Origin of the sequence: Niallia oryzisoli, from assembly GCF_036670025.1 — a bacterium.
In the GTDB taxonomy this organism is placed as follows: Bacteria; Bacillota; Bacilli; order Bacillales; family Cytobacillaceae; genus Bacillus_BD; species Bacillus_BD oryzisoli.
Genome location: NZ_CP137640.1, coordinates 1599920 through 1620236, shown reverse-complemented (window position 1 = coordinate 1620236; position 20317 = coordinate 1599920). Strand labels below are relative to the sequence as shown.

At 38.6% G+C, this 20317-nt stretch carries 19 protein-coding genes; 3 read left to right on the top strand and 16 right to left on the bottom strand.

Features of this window, described 5'->3' with window-relative positions:
- The first annotated feature begins 6 nt into the window (after window positions 1-6).
- Window positions 7-210: a YppF family protein gene (yppF, locus tag R4Z09_RS08165; protein WP_338451832.1), complete on the top strand. Its 204-nt coding sequence runs from the start codon at window positions 7-9 to the stop codon at window positions 208-210.
- A 182-nt stretch (window positions 211-392) separates the two neighbouring features.
- Here the strand turns inward: yppF and R4Z09_RS08160 are convergent, their stop codons facing one another.
- Entirely contained in the window at window positions 393-644 is a 252-nt protein-coding gene (locus R4Z09_RS08160) for a hypothetical protein (RefSeq protein WP_338451831.1), read from the bottom strand.
- Window positions 645-976: 332 nt separating this feature from the next.
- Entirely contained in the window at window positions 977-1972 is a 996-nt protein-coding gene (locus tag R4Z09_RS08155; RefSeq protein ID WP_338451830.1) for a DUF2515 domain-containing protein, read from the bottom strand.
- Between the two features lie 159 nt (window positions 1973-2131).
- Between R4Z09_RS08155 and recU the strand changes: the two genes are divergently transcribed.
- Together recU and R4Z09_RS08145 are read left to right on the top strand one after the other, a co-directional pair.
- A complete protein-coding gene (recU, locus tag R4Z09_RS08150; protein ID WP_338451829.1) occupies window positions 2132-2743 on the top strand; it encodes a Holliday junction resolvase RecU in 612 nt (203 codons plus the stop codon).
- A 59-nt stretch (window positions 2744-2802) separates the two neighbouring features.
- Window positions 2803-5493 (top strand): PBP1A family penicillin-binding protein, encoded by a 2691-nt coding sequence (locus tag R4Z09_RS08145; RefSeq protein WP_338451828.1) that lies wholly within the window; start codon window positions 2803-2805, stop codon window positions 5491-5493.
- A 40-nt stretch (window positions 5494-5533) separates the two neighbouring features.
- Here R4Z09_RS08145 and R4Z09_RS08140 read toward each other — a convergent pair whose 3' ends face one another.
- The 14 genes from R4Z09_RS08140 to mgsA all read right to left on the bottom strand — a co-directional run bounded on the left by R4Z09_RS08140 (window position 5534) and on the right by mgsA (window position 20317).
- Window positions 5534-6052 carry a YpoC family protein gene (locus R4Z09_RS08140; RefSeq protein WP_338451827.1) on the bottom strand — a complete coding sequence of 173 codons (519 nt, stop codon included), beginning with the start codon at window positions 6050-6052 and terminating at the stop codon, window positions 5534-5536.
- Window positions 6049-6708, bottom strand: a complete 660-nt coding sequence (gene nth, locus R4Z09_RS08135) for an endonuclease III (protein WP_338451826.1) — start codon at window positions 6706-6708, stop codon at window positions 6049-6051. The genes R4Z09_RS08140 and nth overlap by 4 nt, the downstream gene beginning before the upstream one ends.
- A gap of 66 nt (window positions 6709-6774) precedes the next feature.
- Window positions 6775-7476: a DnaD domain-containing protein gene (locus tag R4Z09_RS08130; RefSeq protein WP_338451825.1), complete on the bottom strand. Its 702-nt coding sequence runs from the start codon at window positions 7474-7476 to the stop codon at window positions 6775-6777.
- 147 nt (window positions 7477-7623) lie between these two features.
- Window positions 7624-8919, bottom strand: a complete 1296-nt coding sequence (gene asnS / locus R4Z09_RS08125; RefSeq protein WP_338451824.1) for an asparagine--tRNA ligase — start codon at window positions 8917-8919, stop codon at window positions 7624-7626.
- A gap of 166 nt (window positions 8920-9085) precedes the next feature.
- Entirely contained in the window at window positions 9086-10276 is a 1191-nt protein-coding gene (locus R4Z09_RS08120; RefSeq protein ID WP_338451823.1) for a pyridoxal phosphate-dependent aminotransferase, read from the bottom strand.
- A 62-nt stretch (window positions 10277-10338) separates the two neighbouring features.
- Complete coding sequence (locus R4Z09_RS08115) at window positions 10339-10812, bottom strand: DUF5590 domain-containing protein (protein WP_338451822.1); 474 nt, start codon at window positions 10810-10812, stop codon at window positions 10339-10341.
- Window positions 10813-11113: 301 nt separating this feature from the next.
- Window positions 11114-13897 (bottom strand): ATP-dependent DNA helicase DinG, encoded by a 2784-nt coding sequence (gene dinG, locus R4Z09_RS08110; RefSeq protein ID WP_338451821.1) that lies wholly within the window; start codon window positions 13895-13897, stop codon window positions 11114-11116.
- A 204-nt stretch (window positions 13898-14101) separates the two neighbouring features.
- Window positions 14102-14485, bottom strand: coding sequence for an aspartate 1-decarboxylase (gene panD / locus R4Z09_RS08105; RefSeq protein WP_338451820.1), 384 nt, complete (start codon window positions 14483-14485; stop codon window positions 14102-14104).
- 11 nt (window positions 14486-14496) lie between these two features.
- Window positions 14497-15345, bottom strand: coding sequence for a pantoate--beta-alanine ligase (gene panC / locus R4Z09_RS08100; protein ID WP_338451819.1), 849 nt, complete (start codon window positions 15343-15345; stop codon window positions 14497-14499).
- Entirely contained in the window at window positions 15345-16178 is an 834-nt protein-coding gene (gene panB / locus R4Z09_RS08095) for a 3-methyl-2-oxobutanoate hydroxymethyltransferase (RefSeq protein ID WP_338451818.1), read from the bottom strand. Before panB ends, panC begins: the two co-directional genes overlap by 1 nt.
- Before the next feature lie 314 nt (window positions 16179-16492).
- Window positions 16493-17473, bottom strand: coding sequence for a biotin--[acetyl-CoA-carboxylase] ligase (locus R4Z09_RS08090; RefSeq protein ID WP_338451817.1), 981 nt, complete (start codon window positions 17471-17473; stop codon window positions 16493-16495).
- Window positions 17458-18657, bottom strand: coding sequence for a CCA tRNA nucleotidyltransferase (locus R4Z09_RS08085; RefSeq protein ID WP_338451816.1), 1200 nt, complete (start codon window positions 18655-18657; stop codon window positions 17458-17460). Before R4Z09_RS08085 ends, R4Z09_RS08090 begins: the two co-directional genes overlap by 16 nt.
- Window positions 18654-19799, bottom strand: a complete 1146-nt coding sequence (gene bshA / locus R4Z09_RS08080; RefSeq protein WP_338451815.1) for an N-acetyl-alpha-D-glucosaminyl L-malate synthase BshA — start codon at window positions 19797-19799, stop codon at window positions 18654-18656. The genes R4Z09_RS08085 and bshA overlap by 4 nt, the downstream gene beginning before the upstream one ends.
- A 101-nt stretch (window positions 19800-19900) precedes the next feature.
- Window positions 19901-20317, bottom strand: a complete 417-nt coding sequence (gene mgsA / locus R4Z09_RS08075) for a methylglyoxal synthase (protein WP_338451814.1) — start codon at window positions 20315-20317, stop codon at window positions 19901-19903.

Sequence of the window (20317 nt, the reverse complement as noted above, 5' to 3'; positions counted from 1 at the left end):
ATTGGCATGACTATTCACGAACTAAAATTAAAGTTTCTTCAGATTCGTGATTATTTAACGGATGATGTGAATGAATTGTTGGACTTTACGAAGAAAGAATATGTGCAAAATAAAATCTCGATCATTGAATATAGAGATCTTGTTCGTGAACTTGAAAAATTAGGAGCAAAATTCCCTGACATATTCATTAATAATTCTCTTATTCATTAACCTCAAAAAATAATGAAAACTCCTTTATATATCTAACTTACAAATGCTTTCTCAAAATAAAACAACGAAATAAGTACCGAAAACATAACGGTTAGCTAAAAAGGAAGTTCTCAAATGCAGGAACTTCCCTTTTTTGTTTCTTCAATCCATTCATAATCATCTATTAATCCCTTTCCTATATACTAATAACTTAACGTTAACTGTAATGTTGTTTTTTTAGAATGCTCCTGACGTTCTTTAGTGGAGGTCATTTTCTTTTCTAGTGATTCCAACTGTTTGCCACAGATATCAATTCGTTGTTCCTGTTTTCTTTGCCATTCTTGCTGTTGTTGTGACATATTGGTCTTAATTGAATTCTCCAATTGCTCCAGCTGATTATTGATATTTTCAAACATGTCAATTAGTTCTTCTCTTCCAATAACAGTTGTTTTCATTTTCAATCTGCCTCCCTTTGAACTTTGTCATAATAGTAATTCTCCTTATCTTTTTTACTTCCTTCCCGCTTGACAAAACTAGTTATCATTCGGCAAAGGTAGAAAAAATTTTCCTTTTCAATTCTCCATTCGACAAATCAAGAAGAATGAAACCATTTCCTTTGAACAAACTAGTAGTGGAGGTGTTTACCATGGGTCAAAAAGAAAAACAAAATAAGGTTCAACCCAAGAAGCTAAACGAAACGAAACCAGGTTACGGCGACAAAAAACTTGAAGGACCTGATCGTCCTTCAACATAACAAAACAAAAAGCAAGGGCTCCCTTGCTTTTTATCAGTATTCATCCGTTATCAATTGCTTTAATAATGAGATCCTTTGAATTTGCTTCTGCTTGTGCAAAAACCATTCATTTAACAAAATCGGGTGATGATGTGTCGGTGTTTCATACCATGAACTTCTCGTTTTAGTTCCAATTGACCAGTCTTTCCTCTCCATCATCCGATGTTGATCAGGCATAATAATTGGATAAACCGCCCGCAAAAACGGGGTATCCCTGCTTTTATTCTTCATAAAATAACACTCGTAGTCATATCTTGAACCTGTGTGAACAGTTTTAGCGGCAAACTGATAAAAGGACGGATAAAGCTGCTCATCAAATAGAATGGAAGCAATGCGCTTGCCAAGATCTATCCGTTTATGAACATTCCTAAATCCATTTACACTTGCCCCATACACATCGCCATCACAGGTTGGCAACAGGACTGAACTAAAATGAAACCAATCTTGGAATAAAAACATAGATGTTCGAAAGACCTTTTTTTGTATATAAGGATGACAAATAACTGGTATATGAATCACATGCTGTTCATTTACAATTAATGAAATGAGAAGCCTCCGATACTCTCTATGCTGCCAGAAATAATTCCATTCTCTTTCCATAAATGATGAAACATGAAAATGTTTTAATAAATGAAACATCGCCCTATTACATTTCTTCGAATAATGATAAAGCAATAACTGCGGAAAGGCATCGTGAAAGATAAGCCAATTGGCTTTCTCATACGTTTGAAAAAGCGTTTCTCTCTTTTCTTTATTTAATAGTTTTGGGAAGTACATTCCTTCAAGATCACACATATTCCATCCCGCATTTCGCGAGACCATTGATGCTAAAAAAGCCCAATGAATTTCCGGATGTTGCTTATAAAAGCGAAAATAGGCATCAGTACGAGAAATATTATCCATGTTAAAGGCATTTGTCTCGCTTCTAATACTTTGCACAAGCAGCATGTCATTCGTTGATAATGTTTGTGATACCGGCTTTAGTATCATTATCCTATTCACAACCTCGTACATTTGATCGTAAAGAGCGGCAGCATAGGGCTCTTCTGCCATTTATTCTATTTATATCGTTTGTTAAATGATTCTTTTTATTCAACATGAACGTGCAGATATTTGTTATTATAAATAGTAGCATGTGAGGTGAATATAATGACTTTCCATTATCCGAATGGCAGGCGCTATGTGGCTTGTGCTGCAGAAACAGCTGCACAAAAGCAAAAGGAAAAAAAATGGTCCTACGGAAAAAGGGGAATGACATTAGAGGAGGATATTAATGAAACAAATCAATACTATTTAGAACAAGGACTTGCTGTCATTCATAAAAAGCCTACACCCGTTCAAATTGTAGATGTAAACTACCCTAAAAGAAGTGCCGCAGTCATAAAAGAGGCCTACTTTAAACAAGCATCAACAACAGATTACAATGGTGTATATAAAGGCAAATATATTGATTTTGAAGCAAAGGAAACGAAACTTGAAACTTCTTTTCCTCTTAAAAACTTTCATGAACATCAAATTGTACATATGAAACAAGTAATAAAACACGGTGCTATTTGCTTTGTATTACTACGTTTTTCATTAACAGATGAAGTTTATTTTCTTGAAGCAGAGCATCTCTTGTTTTTTTGGCAGAGAATGCTTGATGGAGGAAGAAAATCGATTACAAAAAAAGAAATTGAAAACCTTGGATGCCTAATTCCGCTTGGTTTTCAGCCAAGAATTGATTATATTAAAGTCATCAATCGTCTTTATCATTTATAGTCAAGCATTGATAGATGAAGTGTTTTACACCTTGGTTCATAAGAAAGGAAGGAATGAGTATGACTGAAAAATATCAATCAAGGGAGGAGCGTCGAAAACAACAAGAAGCTGCCAAAAGCAATCAAAAAGGCAAGAAAAAGCCTAAAGGATCAACAGGATCCATATTTAAGAAAATTTTTCTTATCCTGGTTGCCCTCGGTATTATTGGTATTATTGGCGGAGCAGCTACTTTTGCTTTCATGGTAAAAGACGCACCAAAGCTTGATTCAGATACATTAAAAGCAGCAATCCCTTCAGAAATTTACGATACAGACGGGAAACTGGTCACTGAAGTTGGGACACAAAGACTGGAATATGTTGAATATGAGGATATTCCACCACTCGTAAGAGATGCCGTTATCGCTACAGAAGACTCACGTTTTTTCAAACATCACGGAGTCGATCCGATTCGTTTAGGTGCTGCAGTAATTGCTAACTTTACACAAGGTTTTGGAGCTGAGGGAGCAAGTACGATTACTCAGCAGGTAGTCAAAAACTACTTTTTAACTGCTGACAAAACCATATCACGGAAGGCCCAAGAAGCTTGGTTATCCATTCAATTAGAACGTAAATATACGAAAGAAGAGATTTTCGAGTTATATGTTAACAAGGTATTTATGTCGGAAAGAACGACGGGGATTGGGACTGCCTCACAAGTCTATTTCGGTAAAGACTTAAGTGAATTAACACTTCCTGAAGCGGCCATGCTGGCAGGAATGCCACAAAGCCCAAACAATTATAACCCGTTTAAGCATCCGGATAGAGCAGAAAAACGACGAAATGTTGTACTTTCTTTAATGCACCAGCATGGCTATATTTCTGAAAGTGAAATGAAGGAAGCCCAAGCAGCTTCGATCACTGCTTCGCTTGTCAAAGAAGAAGAGCGTACTCAGCAAGGTGATATCCCGTATGACGGCTTTATTGGTCAAGCGATAAAAGAAATCGAAGACAAATATCCTGAATTAAATGTATACACAGATGGACTAAAAATTTATACCACACTTGATACAAAAGCACAGGACTATGTCGATCAAATCATGTATGAAAACGAAATTGTCCCATTCCCTGATGAAAAGTTCCAGGCTGGGATTACCTTGTTAGATACGAAAACTGGAGAAATTCGTGCCCTTGGCGGTAATCGTAATAAGGATATTGATTTTGGCTTAAATTATGCAACCTCTGTTCCACGGCAACCAGGGTCAACGATCAAACCAGTTCTTGATTATGCTCCTGCTATTGAATATTTAAAATGGGGTACATATGAAACCATTGTAGATGAGCCTTATAAATATTCCACTGGTCAAACGATCAATAACTGGGACCATAAGCATTTAGGGGCTTTATCGATGCGGGAAGCTTTGGCAAGATCAAGAAATGTTCCTGCATTAAAAGCCTTACAAGAAGTAGGTTTAGAGCGGGCACACGAATTTGCTAATGACCTCGGTCTTAACCTTGAGGAAATGGTTGAATCGAATGCAATCGGCGGTCTGAAAAATGGTGTCACTACCGTGCAGATGGCCGGAGCCTATAGTGCATTCGGGAATAACGGTTACTATACAGAGCCACATTCAGTTAAGGAAATTGAATTCCGTGACGGTACGAAAATCAATATGGCACCAAAAACGGAAGCTGTCATGAATGATTATACTGCCTTTATGATCAGCGATATGCTAAAAAGTGTTGTAACGTCCTCATATGGTACAGGTCAACGAGCAAATGTACCGGGACTGCCTGTAGCCGGGAAAACTGGAACAACCAACTATTCAAATGATGAGATGAAAAAATATGGCATTACTTCAAACGGTGCCGTACCTGATGCATGGTTTGTCGGCTATACAACAAATTATACGGCAGCCATTTGGACCGGCTATGAAGAGCGAAAAAATGCCATTCTTCCAGGTAAAGATCAACAAATAGCAATGAAAATTTTTAGTAACTTAATGGAATATGTGTCAGAAGACAAAAAAACAGCAGATTTTACAGTTCCAAAAACAGTACAAAAAGTAAGGGTGGAAAAAGGCTCCAGACCTGCTAAGCTTGCCAGCGATTATACGCCTGACAGTCAAGTTATTAATGAGTATGCAGTAAAAGGAAACGCTCCGAGCGCTGTGTCAACAAAATACAAAAAATTAGCTGGTCCTTCTGGTGCTTATGCCGTTTATGACCAAGAAACAAATGAAATTGTCTTATCCTGGTCAGCAGGTGACGAAGCTTCACAATATAAAGTCTCTGTATCACTTAATGGCGGTGCTGAACAATCTTTAAGCACTACATCGGAGACTGGATTAAGGATGTCTAATCCAGAGCCTGGTGGAACGTATACTTTCAAGATAATCGCTATTAAGGATAATCAACAAAGTAACCCTGCCACAACAAGTGTCACCATTCCTGGTACAGACGAAGAAGAAAATCCAGAAGATATCGATGGTGAAAACAACGAGGATAACAATGGAAATACTCCTGAAAACGATTATGGAAACCCTGGCAATAACAATAATGGGAATCAGGGCAATGGAAATAATGGAAATAACAATGGGAATGGGAACGGGAACGGGAACGGGAACGGGAACGGGAATGGGAACGGGAATAATCCAACTAATCCTGGCCAAACCCCTGAATCACCAGATGATGCTGCTGAGGATGTCGATGTACCGATAGAACAGCAGCCACCGGGCACCCAAAATAATAATCCAGCCGCCCCAGTTCAGTAAGGAAAGAAATATATTGAAAAAGCGTCTAAAAGCTTGCCAATCAGCTTTTAGACGCTTTTTTTGCTTGGCTCATGATCTTGTGTTTTATAAATAATTTCTCCATTTCCGAAAAAAGCTCTGTTAGCTGAATATAGGAATGGTATTTGTTTAGATAGGTTACGATAAAATTAAGTCTTTCTTCCCAATTTACCGGTTTACTATCCAGCAGCACCGTTTTATTTAATTTCCACAGCACCGGCGATTGATTGGACCAGTAAAGAATTTCAAGAAACAGTCCGATCCCTTTTTTCATCGGCTCTATGGCTGCTGCTTGATCACGGAGCGAGAACTTTTCATGTAACTCAGCTTTTACGCTGCTCCAAATCGCAAGAATCGCAGGAACCGTTCTAGCTGATATTTCCCATGGTTTAAGGGTTTCATATCCATGGAAATATGCAGCATCATATAGGAAAGGGATATTTGCATGAAATTCTTGCTCAAATGCTTCCTTCCAGAGGATTTCTCTATCTAATAAGAAGTTGGACCATTCTCCGGGAAACGAAATAGACTCACTATTCATGCTATCGTCTCCTTCCCCTTCATTCGTTTCTTTCCTTCGCGACACAACTCTAATAAAGGGCATGAAGGACACCTCGGATTTTGTGCTTTACAATGATATCTCCCAAAGAAAATCATGCGATGATGCGTCAAAGACCACTCTTCTTGCGGGACTTTTTTCATTAACGTCTTTTCTACTTCCAGAACGGAATCTTTATAACGACAAAAACCAAGACGTTTACTAACTCGTTCAACATGTGTATCAACTGCAATTGCCGGGATACCAAAAGCAACAGATACAACGACATTCGCTGTTTTTCTGCCGACACCAGGAAGATTGACCAATTCATCACGGTCTCTGGGCACAACGCCCTGATAGTCTTCAATTAGCATTTTACAAAGCTTTTGGATATTTTTCGCTTTATTACGGTACAGACCAATCGAGCGAATATCCTGCTCCAGCTCTTCAAGAGGAACATTTATGTAATCCTCTGGTGTTTTATACTTTTCAAACAGCCCTTTCGTTACTTTATTGACTAGTACATCCGTACACTGAGCAGATAAAGCAACGGCAATGACTAATTCAAACGGATTGGAATGATTCAATTCACAATGGGCATCAGGAAACATTTCTCCCATTTTATCTAAACAAAATCGAATTTGACTCTTATTTAACATTTTTTTACCCTTTCTCTCCTATTCACGTCCATCTTCTCATTTTATTTCAAGTAAACCTTGACCACATTAATTTTCCAGCCAGTTATAGAATGGAAGTGAGCCTGTGTTTTTAGCAGGTTCTTTTGGCTTATTTTTATGCTGATACTGCCTGAACTTCTGTCCGTAGCTTTTTGCCTGCTCAATCGTTTTTATCCCATTTTTCTTCCATTCAAAAAGAATCCGATCAATATAACGGAAATTTAACTTACCTGAAATGACCGCTTCCCGTAGGGCAGATTTAATGATAACCGCATCATGATGGTCATCATCCAGCCACATGGCAAGTGTCTCACATTCAAAAGGTGATAACGGTCTGCCGAATTCCTTTTCAAAACAAGTATAAAGATCAGTTTCTTCTTGTTGAATAGCATTTGCTTCTTCTCGTTTTTGCTGTAATAAAAAATGATCAATACATTTTTCCCATAATGGCTCAATTGAATACTTTTCATAGCGGATTCCGTCACTGGTAAAACCATCTTGTATTTCGATAAATCCCTTTTGAATGAGCCTGCGTAATAGATCCGAACATTCTGAAACAGAAATCGTCATCGCGGAAGAGAGTTCAGCAGGGGTAGGAAATTCATTTCCTTTTTCTAGATATGAAATCATTTGCAGCAATAAGACAAGTTCGTATTCATCTAATTTCATTGCTTTATATTGTGAAAAAAGGACAGTGGGAATGGTAATCTGACCTTCTTTAAACCAATTTAACAAATTCGTTTTACTCATTTTTTGAACACCTCCTTATTAGTATAACATGAAGTATTTTTGTAAGTAAGGTGAATGAAAGGCAGACTTGCCAAATTCAGAGAGCGAAACATAAACAAAAAACCCGCATGAACGTTTGCGGATTTTTTGTTTAGCATTACTACTATTTTATGGGTATAGACGGTTTAATAGACGTGGGAATGGTATCGTTTCACGAACATGTTCAACACCGCTTATCCATGCAACGGTTCTTTCAAGACCAAGTCCAAAACCCGAATGGGGTACAGATCCATATTGGCGAAGTTCTAAATACCATTTATATGCATTTAAATCTAATTGATGCTCCTCCAATCGTCTTTTCAGCAACTGGGCATCATGTACACGCTGTGAACCGCCAATAATCTCCCCGTAACCTTCCGGTGCAATTAAATCGGCACATAGCACAACCTCTTCCCTGTTTGGATCCGGCTGCATATAAAATGGTTTTAAGGATGTTGGATAATGTGTGATAAAAACAGGTTTATCAAAGCTTTCCGCAATGGCCGTTTCATGCGGTGCTCCAAAATCATCCCCCCAATTTATATCATCAAAACCCTTTTCATGTAACAGAGCAAGGGCATCATCATATGTAATTCGTGGGAACGGAGCCGTTATTTTTTCAAGATTACTTATATCGCGGCCAAGAGTCGTTAATTCAAGGTGACAATTCTTCAAAACAGACTGCACGATATAGGAAACATATTCTTCTTGAACCTTCAAATTTTCATCAAATTCGCAAAAGGCCATTTCAGGTTCAATCATCCAAAACTCAATTAAATGGCGGCGCGTTTTTGACTTTTCAGCTCTAAAAGTCGGGCCAAATGAAAATACCTTTCCTAATGCCATCGCAGCTGCTTCCATATACAATTGTCCGCTTTGCGATAAATAAGCATCTTCTTCAAAATACTTTGTAGCAAATAATTCTGTAGTCCCTTCCGGAGCACTTCCTGTTAAAATTGGCGGATCAACTTTTACAAAACCGTTTTGATTGAAAAATTCATAGGTTGCGCGGATAATTTCATTTCGTATTTTCATAACAGCATGCTGTCGTTTGGAACGAAGCCATAAATGACGGTGGTCCATTAGAAATTCTGTTCCATGTTCCTTTGGTGTGATTGGATAATCAACAGAGTGATGGAGCACTTCAATTCCATTCACATGGAGTTCATAGCCAAACGGGGACCGTTCGTCCTTACATACAACACCCGTTACATATAATGAGGACTCCTGTGTAATCGTTTTGGCTGTTTGGAATACTTCTTCAGGTACATCAGCCTTTGTAATTACCCCTTGCATAAAACCGGTTCCGTCACGCAGCTGCAGGAAAGCAATTTTTCCACTTGAACGTTTGTTTGCTACCCAAACACCAATTTTAACTTCCTGATCAACATATTTATAAACTTCAGCGATTGTTGTTTTAATCACGTTTATTGTTCCCTCCAGAAACTATAAAAATCAACTATGTATCATAATTTAATTATACCTTTCCGGACAATGACAAGCAAATCGAAGAATATCATTAGGTAAAACGTCAAAAAGGCGAAAAACTCAAGGTTTTCCGCCTCTTTAAGATATCGTAGCATAAGCAAGCTTATTTTGAATTCTTTTCGACAAATTCTTTTATACGAGAAACAGCCTGCTCCAATAACTCAAGAGAAGTCGCATAAGATAAACGGATATTTTCAGGTGAACCAAAGCCTGAACCTGGAACGACAGCTACCTTTGCATCCTCGAGTAAGGCAGCTGCAAATTCATCAACATTATTAAAGCCGGTTAGTTCCGCTGCTTTTTTCGCATTAGGGAAAAGATAAAAAGCACCTTGTGGTTTAATACATGTTATCCCTGGAATTTGCACTAGTTGATCATAAATGGTATTTAAACGATCTTCAAATGCTTTACGCATCATTTCAACATCATCTTGCGGTCCGCTGTAAGCCGCAATGGCACCATATTGAGCTGTTGTTGTTGGATTGGATGTACTATGACTAGCAAGGTTCGTCATCGCTTTAATAATTTCTTTATTTCCTGCTGCATAGCCTATTCTCCAGCCTGTCATTGAATGTGACTTAGAAACCCCGTTAATAATAATGGTTTGGTCTTTTAACTCAGGAGATATTTGGGCGATAGAAATATGTTGGTTACCGCCATAAATCAATTTTTCATAAATTTCATCTGAAATAATCAGAACATCTTTCGCTAAACAAAGTTCGCCTAGCGCTTCTAGTTCTTCTTTTGAATAGATCATACCTGTTGGGTTACTTGGAGAATTGATAATAACGGCTTTTGTTTTATTCGTAATCACTCCTGCAAGCTGTTCAGGTGTTATTTTAAATTGATTGTGCTCATACCCTTCAACATAAACAGGTACGCCTCCAGCCAGCTTCACTTGCTCAGGATAGCTTACCCAGTATGGCGTCGGAATAACCACCTCATCACCGTCATCAATAAGGACTTGAAATAAGGTATAAAGAGCATGTTTGGCACCGCTGCCAACCATTATTTCTGTCACATCATAATCTATTCCCTGATCTCTTTTGAATTTTTTAGCAATCTCTTCTTTTAAGGCAGGTAATCCTGCAGAAGGAGTATATTTTGTGTGCCCTTCATTCATTGATCTAACAGCCGCATCAATGATATGCTGTGGAGTATTAAAATCAGGTTCGCCGGCACCGAGTCCAATTACATCATGACCCGCTGTTTTAAGTTCTTTTGCTTTTGCTGTTATCGCTAATGTTGTTGATGGAGTTAATGATTTCACTCTTCCTGCCAGTTTCGCTTCCATATTTGTCTTCCTGCTCCTTCTATCATGAATATATATGATCTGCTTAATAACAGATTTTCCCATTATAAATTTTCAATTTTTTTCAGCCATTCACCTGTTTCGAAAACAATGGAATGATAATTCAACAAATTTTCTTTTGTTTGTGAATGAATTTCCCAGAGTGGAATTCCATTCTCCATGCCAAGCTTAACAGAAATGATATCGCCAGAATCCATTTCTGCTAATACTTTTTTTACAGCCTGATCTCGTGTAATTCCATCAGATGATTTCTTAACAATCACCTTTCCTTTTTTTTCAGGGATCCAGGCAATTAGCTTTGTGCCTTTCTTGTCTTCTCCCTGAACGACATAAAAGGTCTCTTCACCGTGATATAGGCTAAATTGATCCACTTCAGTTAAAGCTGTTTCCTCCAGTGCCTGATGAACAGCTTTTTCCTCAGCCTGCTTAACAGGTTTAACCGCATTTAAATAAATAACCGCGGTCGCTGCAAATGCTATGACAATCAATAAACTTAAACTGACTAACCACTTTTTCATGTTATCACTCTTTATCAAACGAAAGTGCCGAATGGGATTACGACAGCGTATCCTTTCTTTTTATGTACAGCTTCCTCTCCACTATGGAAACTCCTCCTCATCCTCGACATAATTTACTACTTATATCGTCACTTTATGAAGGTTAAAATAATGAAACAGGATAGCCTTATGAATTATTATAACAGCAAACAGCTAAATTAGTTCAATTTTTCATTAAATTTATTCTAGTTCAAACCGTCCATTTTAGGCTGCATAACGCAGCCTTTTTTTGTGAAATTTTCTTATGGCAGTTCCTTATTCATTACAGCCAATCGTGAATGAGATTGATCGTTTGATCAATATCCATTTCTTTTGCTTTTACCCCAGGTAAAGAATCAAGAAAAGTTTTACCATATTGTGTAGAAATAATACGGTGATCAAATATGATCATAATGCCTCTATCATTTTTTGTTCGAATGAGCCGGCCGAAACCCTGCTTAAACCTCAGTACAGCTTCTGGCAGAGAATAATCATAAAATGGATTACCGCCAAGCCTTTTGACATTATCACATTTTGCCTCTGTAAGCGGGTCATCAGGAGGTGTGAAAGGCAATCTGACCATAATCAGACAAGAAAGGTCTTCGCCTGGTATATCGATGCCTTCCCAAAAACTACTTGTTCCAAGGAGAATCGCTTTGTCAAAACGCTGGAAATTTTTCACAAGCCTTGTTCTGCTTCCACCTGTAATTCCTTGTGCCAACATCGTATATTCCTGTAAAAAACCACTTTCTTTTATCAGTTCATATGTTTTACGAAGCATCTCATATGAGGTAAACAAAATCAACAACCGGCCTTTTGTTGCTTCCGCAATGGAAATAATATGGGATCCGATCGCAGCTACATAATCCTGAAGCGAGACGGAGTTTACTTCTGGCAGATCATTCGCGATGACGAGCTGCACTTGTTTTTCAAAATCAAAAGGTGATTGAAGCTGCTCATAATGGCATGGCTCCGTTTGCAAACCAAGAGCATTTGCTGCATATTTAAATGACCCTTTTACTGCTAAAGTAGCTGAGGTAACGATGACACTCTTTTTTTGTTTGAATAATAATTCCTTAAGTTGATTTGAAACAGAAATCGGCTGTGAATATAAGGTCGTTCTATTTTGCCAGGAACGGGTATCCATTTCGATCCATGAGATGTCTTCAGAAAGATTTTGATGGATAATTTTCCGAATACACTGCTTCAATTTCTCGCAATCATTCAGCCATGTAGCTGCTTCGTGCACAACTGAATTTTTCAAGATGTCCTTTTGATTCACTTTCTTCAACCGTTCAATACGGGCCGATACCCCTCTTGCGAAATCCGTTAGCAGGAATAAGAATTGCTCCGCTTTTGCACGAAACGCTTTTGTTTCCTTCGTCATATCGAAATATAAAGGACAGCTGATTTTTCCTTGAACTTTATTTTTCACACTTTTTTTGGCGATCATGGCAAGAATGGTAAATAACTCGTCCATTGCATAAAGCAACTCGGACATTATTCCATTTAATTCAAACAAATGAGGCAAACCATCCTGATTTACAGAGTAGGCTTGCAATAATTTTTCTATTTTATAGGCGAGCATTTTCTGCTCAGATAAGCCCATTTGATGGAGAAGATAACGAGTTGAAGCAAAATCAATTTTACTGCCAAAGTATTTCCCGGCAACCTTTTCAAAATGATGCCCTTCATCAATAATAATACAGTTAGACTCTGGGAGCTGCGGTTTATCGGCGACAAGGTCAGACAGCAGCAAGCTGTGATTCGTAATGATAAGATCCGCTTTTTGCGCTTTTCGGCGCATATTCAAATAGAAATCCCGATTTTCCCTTGAGCTTCGTAAACTGTCATCATGTTTGACTCGATGCCAGAATAATCTTCCGCCGCTTGATAAATTAAGCTCGTCACGGTCACCTGTATTGGTTTGGGTCAACCACACTAATATTTGCATTTTCGTTAAAGTAGTATCGTAATTATCGTCATCTTCACGAAGAATTTTAACAAACTTTTCAATATTGATATAATGACTCTTTCCTTTTATTAATACTGTATGAAAAGGAAACGCAACAGCCTTTGCCAGCAATGGAATATCTTTTTGTAACAGCTGTTCCTGAAGCTGAGTCGTAAAAGTACTAATAATGACAGGCTCTTGACTGTTGAGCGCCGTGTAAAGAGCAGGTAATAAATAAGCAAGTGATTTTCCTACACCCGTTCCCGCTTCGATCATCGCATGCAGCTCATGCTGAAAGGAATGATGAACAATATCCATCATTTTAAGCTGGCCTTTTCTTATTTCAAAATCCGGAAATGCCCTTTTTAACAGATTTTCTTTCTCAGATTCATGTAACGGATAAAATTTTTCATCCCGCTCCTTCAGTTCGTTATCTACAGGGGATTTCTTAATACAAATCCCGCGATATTCTTCAAGGAAATAAGGCAGATCATCAATTCTCTTTTCCTTTTCCATTATAAGTTCTTCCAATATATCAATCAAATCGCTCTTTAGACCACCAGACAGATGATAAAGCTGCTTGATCGTTTTTAATGGAAGACATCGTAGCAGCTCAAATAAGATGAGTAGAAGTTCACCTGTTACATATGCGTCACTATCGGCTTGATGGGGCCTGTCATGACTCAGACCTTCTTGAATCGCAAGATCTGATAATTTATAGCTGTCACTAGAAGGAAAAAGGATGCGGGCCATTTCAACCGTATCAAGAACAGGACCATAAAAGCCTTCGAAACCTGCCATAATTAATTCTTCCTGCAAAAAGGATAAATCAAATAACACATTATGCGCGACAAAAAAAGCTCCCTCCAGCATCTCGACTACTTTTGGAGCAATTTCGGCAAATTCCGGGGCATCTTTCACCATCTCATCTGTTAGTCCCGTTAACTCTTCAATAAACACTGGAATAGGCTGTCCAGGATTCAGCAGGGAAGAAAATTGATCTACAATTGTATTATTTTCAATCACAACTGCTGCAAATTGAATGATTCGATCTCCTTTTTTCACTGAATTCCCGGTTGTTTCCAGATCAATTACTACATATTTATTACTCATTTCATTACACCTCAACCATTCCGTTCCCTAATCAAACTAGAATGTGGACTACACTTTTTTTATTGTTAAACCGTATCATATTTTTACAAAAAGAAAAAGACTTTCATGCATGACCTCTCCCGAAAAGAGTGTTACAGAATTGTCTAACCAAAAATTACCCAGTACATAGGAAAAGCTGACCCCGAAAAGAGTCAGCTAACAAATTTACATAATGGTCATTTCAGGTTCTGCATGGATTATTTCTTTGATCCGATTGCCTTCACCCATAATTGCCACCTTCGGATAATGATCTGCGATTTTGTCTTCATGTACTAAAGCATAAGAAATAATAATAACGGTATCTCCCGGCTGTACTAAACGTGCTGCAGCACCATTTAAGCAAATCGTTCCCGAGCCTCTCTGACCGGGAATTACATAGGTTTCTAAACGTGCACCGTTATTGTTATTGACGATTTGCACCTTTTCATTAGCAATTATCCCGACAGCATCGATAATATCTGTATCAATGGTGATACTTCCAACGTAATTTAAATTTGCTTCTGTTACAGTTGCACGATGGATTTTCCCATTCATCATGGTGCGAAACATTCTGTTTCCTCCTATTCTTCTACTATAATAACATTATCTATTAAACGAGCTTTTGAAAATTTAACAGCTAGAGCAATGATATAGTTTCCTTCTACCACGTCTATTTTTTCAAGATTCGGGTAGGCTAAAATACTAACATAATCAATCTGGCCCGACGTTTCGGTATGAATCTTGTCTGTGATTTCTTGTATGATACGTTCCGGATTCACTTCACCTGATTTAATCATTTCAACAGCCATTAAAAGACTCTTGTAAAGTATTGGAGCTTCCAGACGTTCCTTTTCGGTTAAATAAACATTTCGCGAGCTTTTCGCCAATCCGTCCTGTTCCCTGACCGTATCCACTGGTACAATTTGTAAAGGGAAATTAAAGTCATTCACAAGTCCATCTACAACGGCTACTTGCTGTGCATCCTTCTTTCCAAAATAAGCTCTATCAGGCTGAACAAGATGAAAAAGTTTCGTTAATACGGTTGCAACTCCGTCGAAATGACCTGGACGAGATTCGCCGCATAAGACATCTGTCCTTTTGTTAACCGTCATGCCGACAGATAGCTCATGCGGGTACATCTCCGAAACAGACGGATGAAAAATGATATCTACGCCCTCTTCCGACGCTGTTTTTTGATCTTGTTCAAAATCTCTTGGGTATGCCTCAAAGTCTTCATTTGGACCAAATTGAATTGGATTGACAAACACACTGAGAACAACCATTTGATTTTCCTGTCGTGCTCTTTTTAATAAAGCTCGATGTCCTTCATGGAGATAACCCATTGTCGGTACAAATCCAATTGTTTTATGCTGTGCCTTCTCAGCCTTAATGGCTGACTTTAATTCAGAAACTGTTGTAATAACTCTCATCATTTGCCACCATAAAGAGTCTGCAACTCTTCTTCTGCCATTGTGTAACTGTGTTTTTCTGCAGGAAATTCCCGGGACTTTACTTCAGCTACATACTGTTTTAACCCTTCTACAGCGATGCCGTCAATGGAGCAGTACTGTTTAACGAATTTCGCCACCCGCTCAACGCCATAGCCGGCTACATCATGATATACAAGGACTTGTCCATCCGTTCCGTCTCCAGCACCAATTCCAATGGTTGGTATAGAAAGCAGACTGCTAATTTTAGTTGCTAATTGTTTTGGCACGCATTCAAGTACGATCATGAAAGCGCCCGCTTCTTCACATTTTTTAGCGTCCTCAATCAATTTTCCAGCTGCTTCAGCACTTTTCCCTTGAACCTTATAGCCGCCTAAAACGCCGACAGATTGCGGAGTTAAACCAAGATGAGAACAAACAGGAATTCCAGCCTGTGTCAAGGCTTTAATATGTCCAAGTACACCGTCAGCACCTTCAAGCTTAACTGCATTTGCACCGCTTTCCTGCATGATTTTTGTACTTGTCATAATGGTATCTCTTATCGATAAATGATAGCTGGCAAATGGAAGATCAACGATCGTGAATGTATCCTTTGCACCTCTTTTAACCGCTTTTGTGTGGTGAATCATATCCTCTACAGTAACAGGTATCGTTGAGTCGTATCCTAATACAACCATTCCCAAAGAATCACCAACAAGAATGACATCCGCTTCGGCTTGCTCCGCATGCTTTGCCGATGGATAATCATAAGCCGTGATCATCGCAATTGCTTCACCATTTTTCTTCATTTTTAAAAAATCAGTTGTTTGCTTCATTTCCATTCCTCCTGTTAGGAAGAGGCAAAACACGCTTGCAACAAATAACGCGGACAAATCAGAAAAAACGTAAACGGTTCTGATTAGCCAAAAAAATCCTTCTACAAAGCAGAAGGATTTTGAAAGTTCATTACGTGTTTAATCCCTCTGTCCCGGTCCATTTTTTGGATCTAGGCAGATACAATTATTGATTCAACAATCGTGCATTGGTGCAGTTCACAACAATGATACCGCCCATAAGAGAGATTATAACAGATAGTAATAATTTTTGGCTATAACAATATACAATTTTCGCAATAATTTGTCATTCATTGTCATTGTAACTCAATATCAGCAGAATAAACGAAATGGACTTTTCCTGCTTCGTCCTCAAGCATCAACACGCCATCGCCTGTAATTCCCAGCGCTTTTCCATATAAATCACCCTGCACCATTCTGGCTGTGATCATCTTCCCAATACTAACGGCATAGCTTTCCCATAATAATTTGATTGGTTGAAAACCTTCCTGTAAATACAGGTCATATAGATGTTCAAGTTTTGCTAATACCAAACGGATTAATTCAGCACGATTTAACCTATTTCCCGATTCAATTCTTAATGAAGTGGCAATCGTCAAAAGTTCTTCCGGATATGCCTCTAACTCCTGATTGACGTTCATCCCGATACCAATGATAACGGAATTAATGCGATCACTTTCTGCCTGCAGCTCCGTCAAAATTCCAGTAATTTTTTTGCCATTAATAAGAATATCATTGGGCCATTTAATTTCCGGCTTTATTGAGGTTAATTCCTCAATCGCCTGTACAACAGCCACAGCTGTAACCAATGTTAATTGCGGTGCCTTTTGCGGCAATAGATTAGGGCGAAGAATCACACTCATCCAAACACCTGTGTACTTTGGCGAAAACCAAGCACGTGCCATTCTGCCCCGCCCTCTTGTTTGTTCTTCAGCAATCACAACAGTACCTTCAGGAGCTCCGTCAAGGCTCAGCTGCAAAGCGATTTTTTGTGTTGAATCTACGCTTTCCTCATAATGAATATTTTGACCAAGCCGTTTTGTCATGAGTCCGAGCCGAACTTCATTTGCCGTAATTTTTTCAGGTACTTTCACAATTCTATATCCTTTTCTTCTTACTGCTTCAAGCTCAAATCCTTCTTTCCGGAGTTCTTCAATATGCTTCCAAACTGCCGTTCTTGAACAGCCGATCAACTCTGCTAAATACTGTCCGGACAAAAAATCTTCACCGCTATTAGTAAAAGCATCAAGCAATCGTTTTCTTAACTCTGATTGCACTTTAACAGCCACTCCCTTATTGATTCTCTTTTATTAGCAACTTCGCCGTTCAATACCGCTTTCTCTATAAGTGCAAGCTTGTCCCTAACCCATGGACCGCCATTTTGACCGCTCCATTTGATTAAGTCATGACCACTTACATTAAGTTCCTGACGTTCTTTAATAATTAGATTTTCGTGGCGCTCACGTACATCAGAAATAGATTGTAATAGATGCTGATGGTTACAAATATTAAAAAGCCTTTCTACAGGCACAACAAACTGAAGGCCTGCCTCATATAAGCTTTCCGTATTCCATGGTGAATGAACCCGATATTGGAGCCAGCCTGCTGTCGATTTAACCTGTTTTATCTTTTTGACCGGAAGCTTCCATCGTCTAAGAAACCTTTCCGCTTCATCGGTTTGAATTCCCATTAAAAAGATTAGAAATGACCACATTTCAATGATTGAGAGCTGCTCAATCTCAAACTTTAACAATTGAGCCAGTGCTTTTTCCTGAAATCGCAGGCCCGGTAAATATTGAAACAAACCTGAATCAAGTAAAAGCTGAATGGCAGCCTTTCGGTTTTCACCCTGAAGTAATTTCTCGAACTCCGCCGTTTTCCGTTCCGTAGCAATTTTTTCTAACAGGTAAGCATTTTCCGTTAAGGCGAGAAACGTTACCGGTTCAATTGAAAAGGATAATTGGCTGACAAAACGGACTGCTCTCATCATTCTTAATGCATCTTCATGAAAACGCTCTGAGGCTGAACCGACCGTTTCAATGACCCTTTGTTCAATGGCTTTTTGACCATGAAACGGGTCAACCAAATGACCTTCCTTGTCCATAGCAATACTATTCATCGTAAAATCCCGCCGTTTTAGGTCTTCTTTAAGATTTCGAATAAAGGTAACATCGCTGGGTCTGCGAAAATCGCTATATTCTCCATCTGTACGAAAGGTTGTAAGCTCATACGTTTCTTTTTCCCATATAACAACAACTGTTCCATGTTCAATGCCCACATCAATTGTTTTCGGAAAAATTTTTTGCACTTCCTGCGGTGTAGCGGATGTAGCAATATCGACATCAGCAATTTCTTTACCAAGTATGTAATCACGAACACAGCCGCCCACAAAATAGGCCTCAAAACCAGCTTTTTCAATTCTTTCAAAAAGAGGGATGGCTCTTGTAAAAATCGGCATCATCCCACTTCACCACTTTTCAATAGTTGATAATAAATATGTTCATATTGTTCAACGATCTTTTCAGCGCGAAATTGTTCATTCACTATTTGAATAGATTGCTGTGAAAATTGTCTATGTCTTTCTTCATCCGTTAAGAGTTGCACCGCTTTCCCTGCTACTTGTTCGATATCTCCTAAATCGCATAGAAAACCATTAACCCCGTCCTGAATCACTTCAGGAATACCGCCAATATTTGTCCCAATGCATGGCACCCCGCAGGCCATTGCTTCGAGTGCTACAAGTCCAAAGCTTTCTTTTTCAGATAAAAGGAGCATTAAATCACTAATGGAATATAATTCCTCAAGGTTATCCTGCTTACCAAGGAATAAAACATGATCCTGAATTTCTAATTTCTCAACAAGCTGGCTGACTTTTGAAAATTCTGGTCCATCTCCTACCAGCAATAGTTTAGCAGGTATTTGGGCAGCCATTTTAGCAAATGCTCTTACAACATCTGGAACACGTTTTACACTACGGAAATTTGAAACATGAATAACAACCTTCTCATGGGCATTTATTTCATATTCTTCTTTTAAGTGACAGGTAGGAATTTTATGATATACTCGTTCATCAATAAAATTATAGACCGGAAGAATTTTTTTGTTTGGTTTCACTAGATCATAGGTTTCAGTAATCAATGAATGTGACACGGCTGTAACCGCATCAGATTCCTCAATACCGAATCGAATCGCATCTGTTAACGATGCATCATAACCAAGGACTGTAATATCTGTTCCATGTAGTGTTGTAACAATTTTTATATCTCTTCCTGACATTTGTTTTGCTAATATCGCACATACAGCATGTGGGATAGCATAATGTACATGAAGTAAATCCAATTTTTCTCTCTTTATGACTTCTGCCATTTTACTTGCAAGCGCGATATCATATGGCGGATATTGAAACACAGAGTATTGGTTCACTTCTACTTGATGATAGTAAATATTATGGTACATTTTTTTCAGTCTAAAAGGCAAACTGGATGAAATAAAATGGATGCTATGACCTTTTTCCGCCAGCATTTTGCCAAGTTCTGTTGCAATAACTCCTGAACCACCAACAGTCGGGTAACAGGTAATGCCAATTTTTAGTTTTGTTTTCATCTACCTTTTCTCCTCATTATTCCTCAGGTCACTGTCGGCTTTTAATAATAGTTTTATTCATTATGTAAAATTTTAAAACAGTAATGATATTGGGCTACTACCTATTCAGTGATAGGTGCATGGCCTCTGACAATATTGCGCCAGGAAAGATCATTTCTTTCCAGCCCCCTGACTAACACCTCTCCTGTACCCATATTCGTAGCAAGTGGTACAGCATAAACATCGCATAGACGAATTAACGCTGTTACATCCGGCTCATGGGGCTGCGCAGTTAACGGATCCCTGAAGAAGAAAACCATATCCATTTTATTGTTTGCTATCATGGCTCCAATTTCCTGGTCCCCGCCAAATGGCCCCGACTGGAATCGATGAACAGACAATCCTGTTGCATCCATTATTTTTTGCCCCGTTGTTCCGGTGGCAAATAATGTGTGCTCCTGTAGAATCAATTGATAAGCTGTTGTAAAACGAATCATATCATCCTTTTTCTTATCATGGGCGATTAATGCAATATTCAT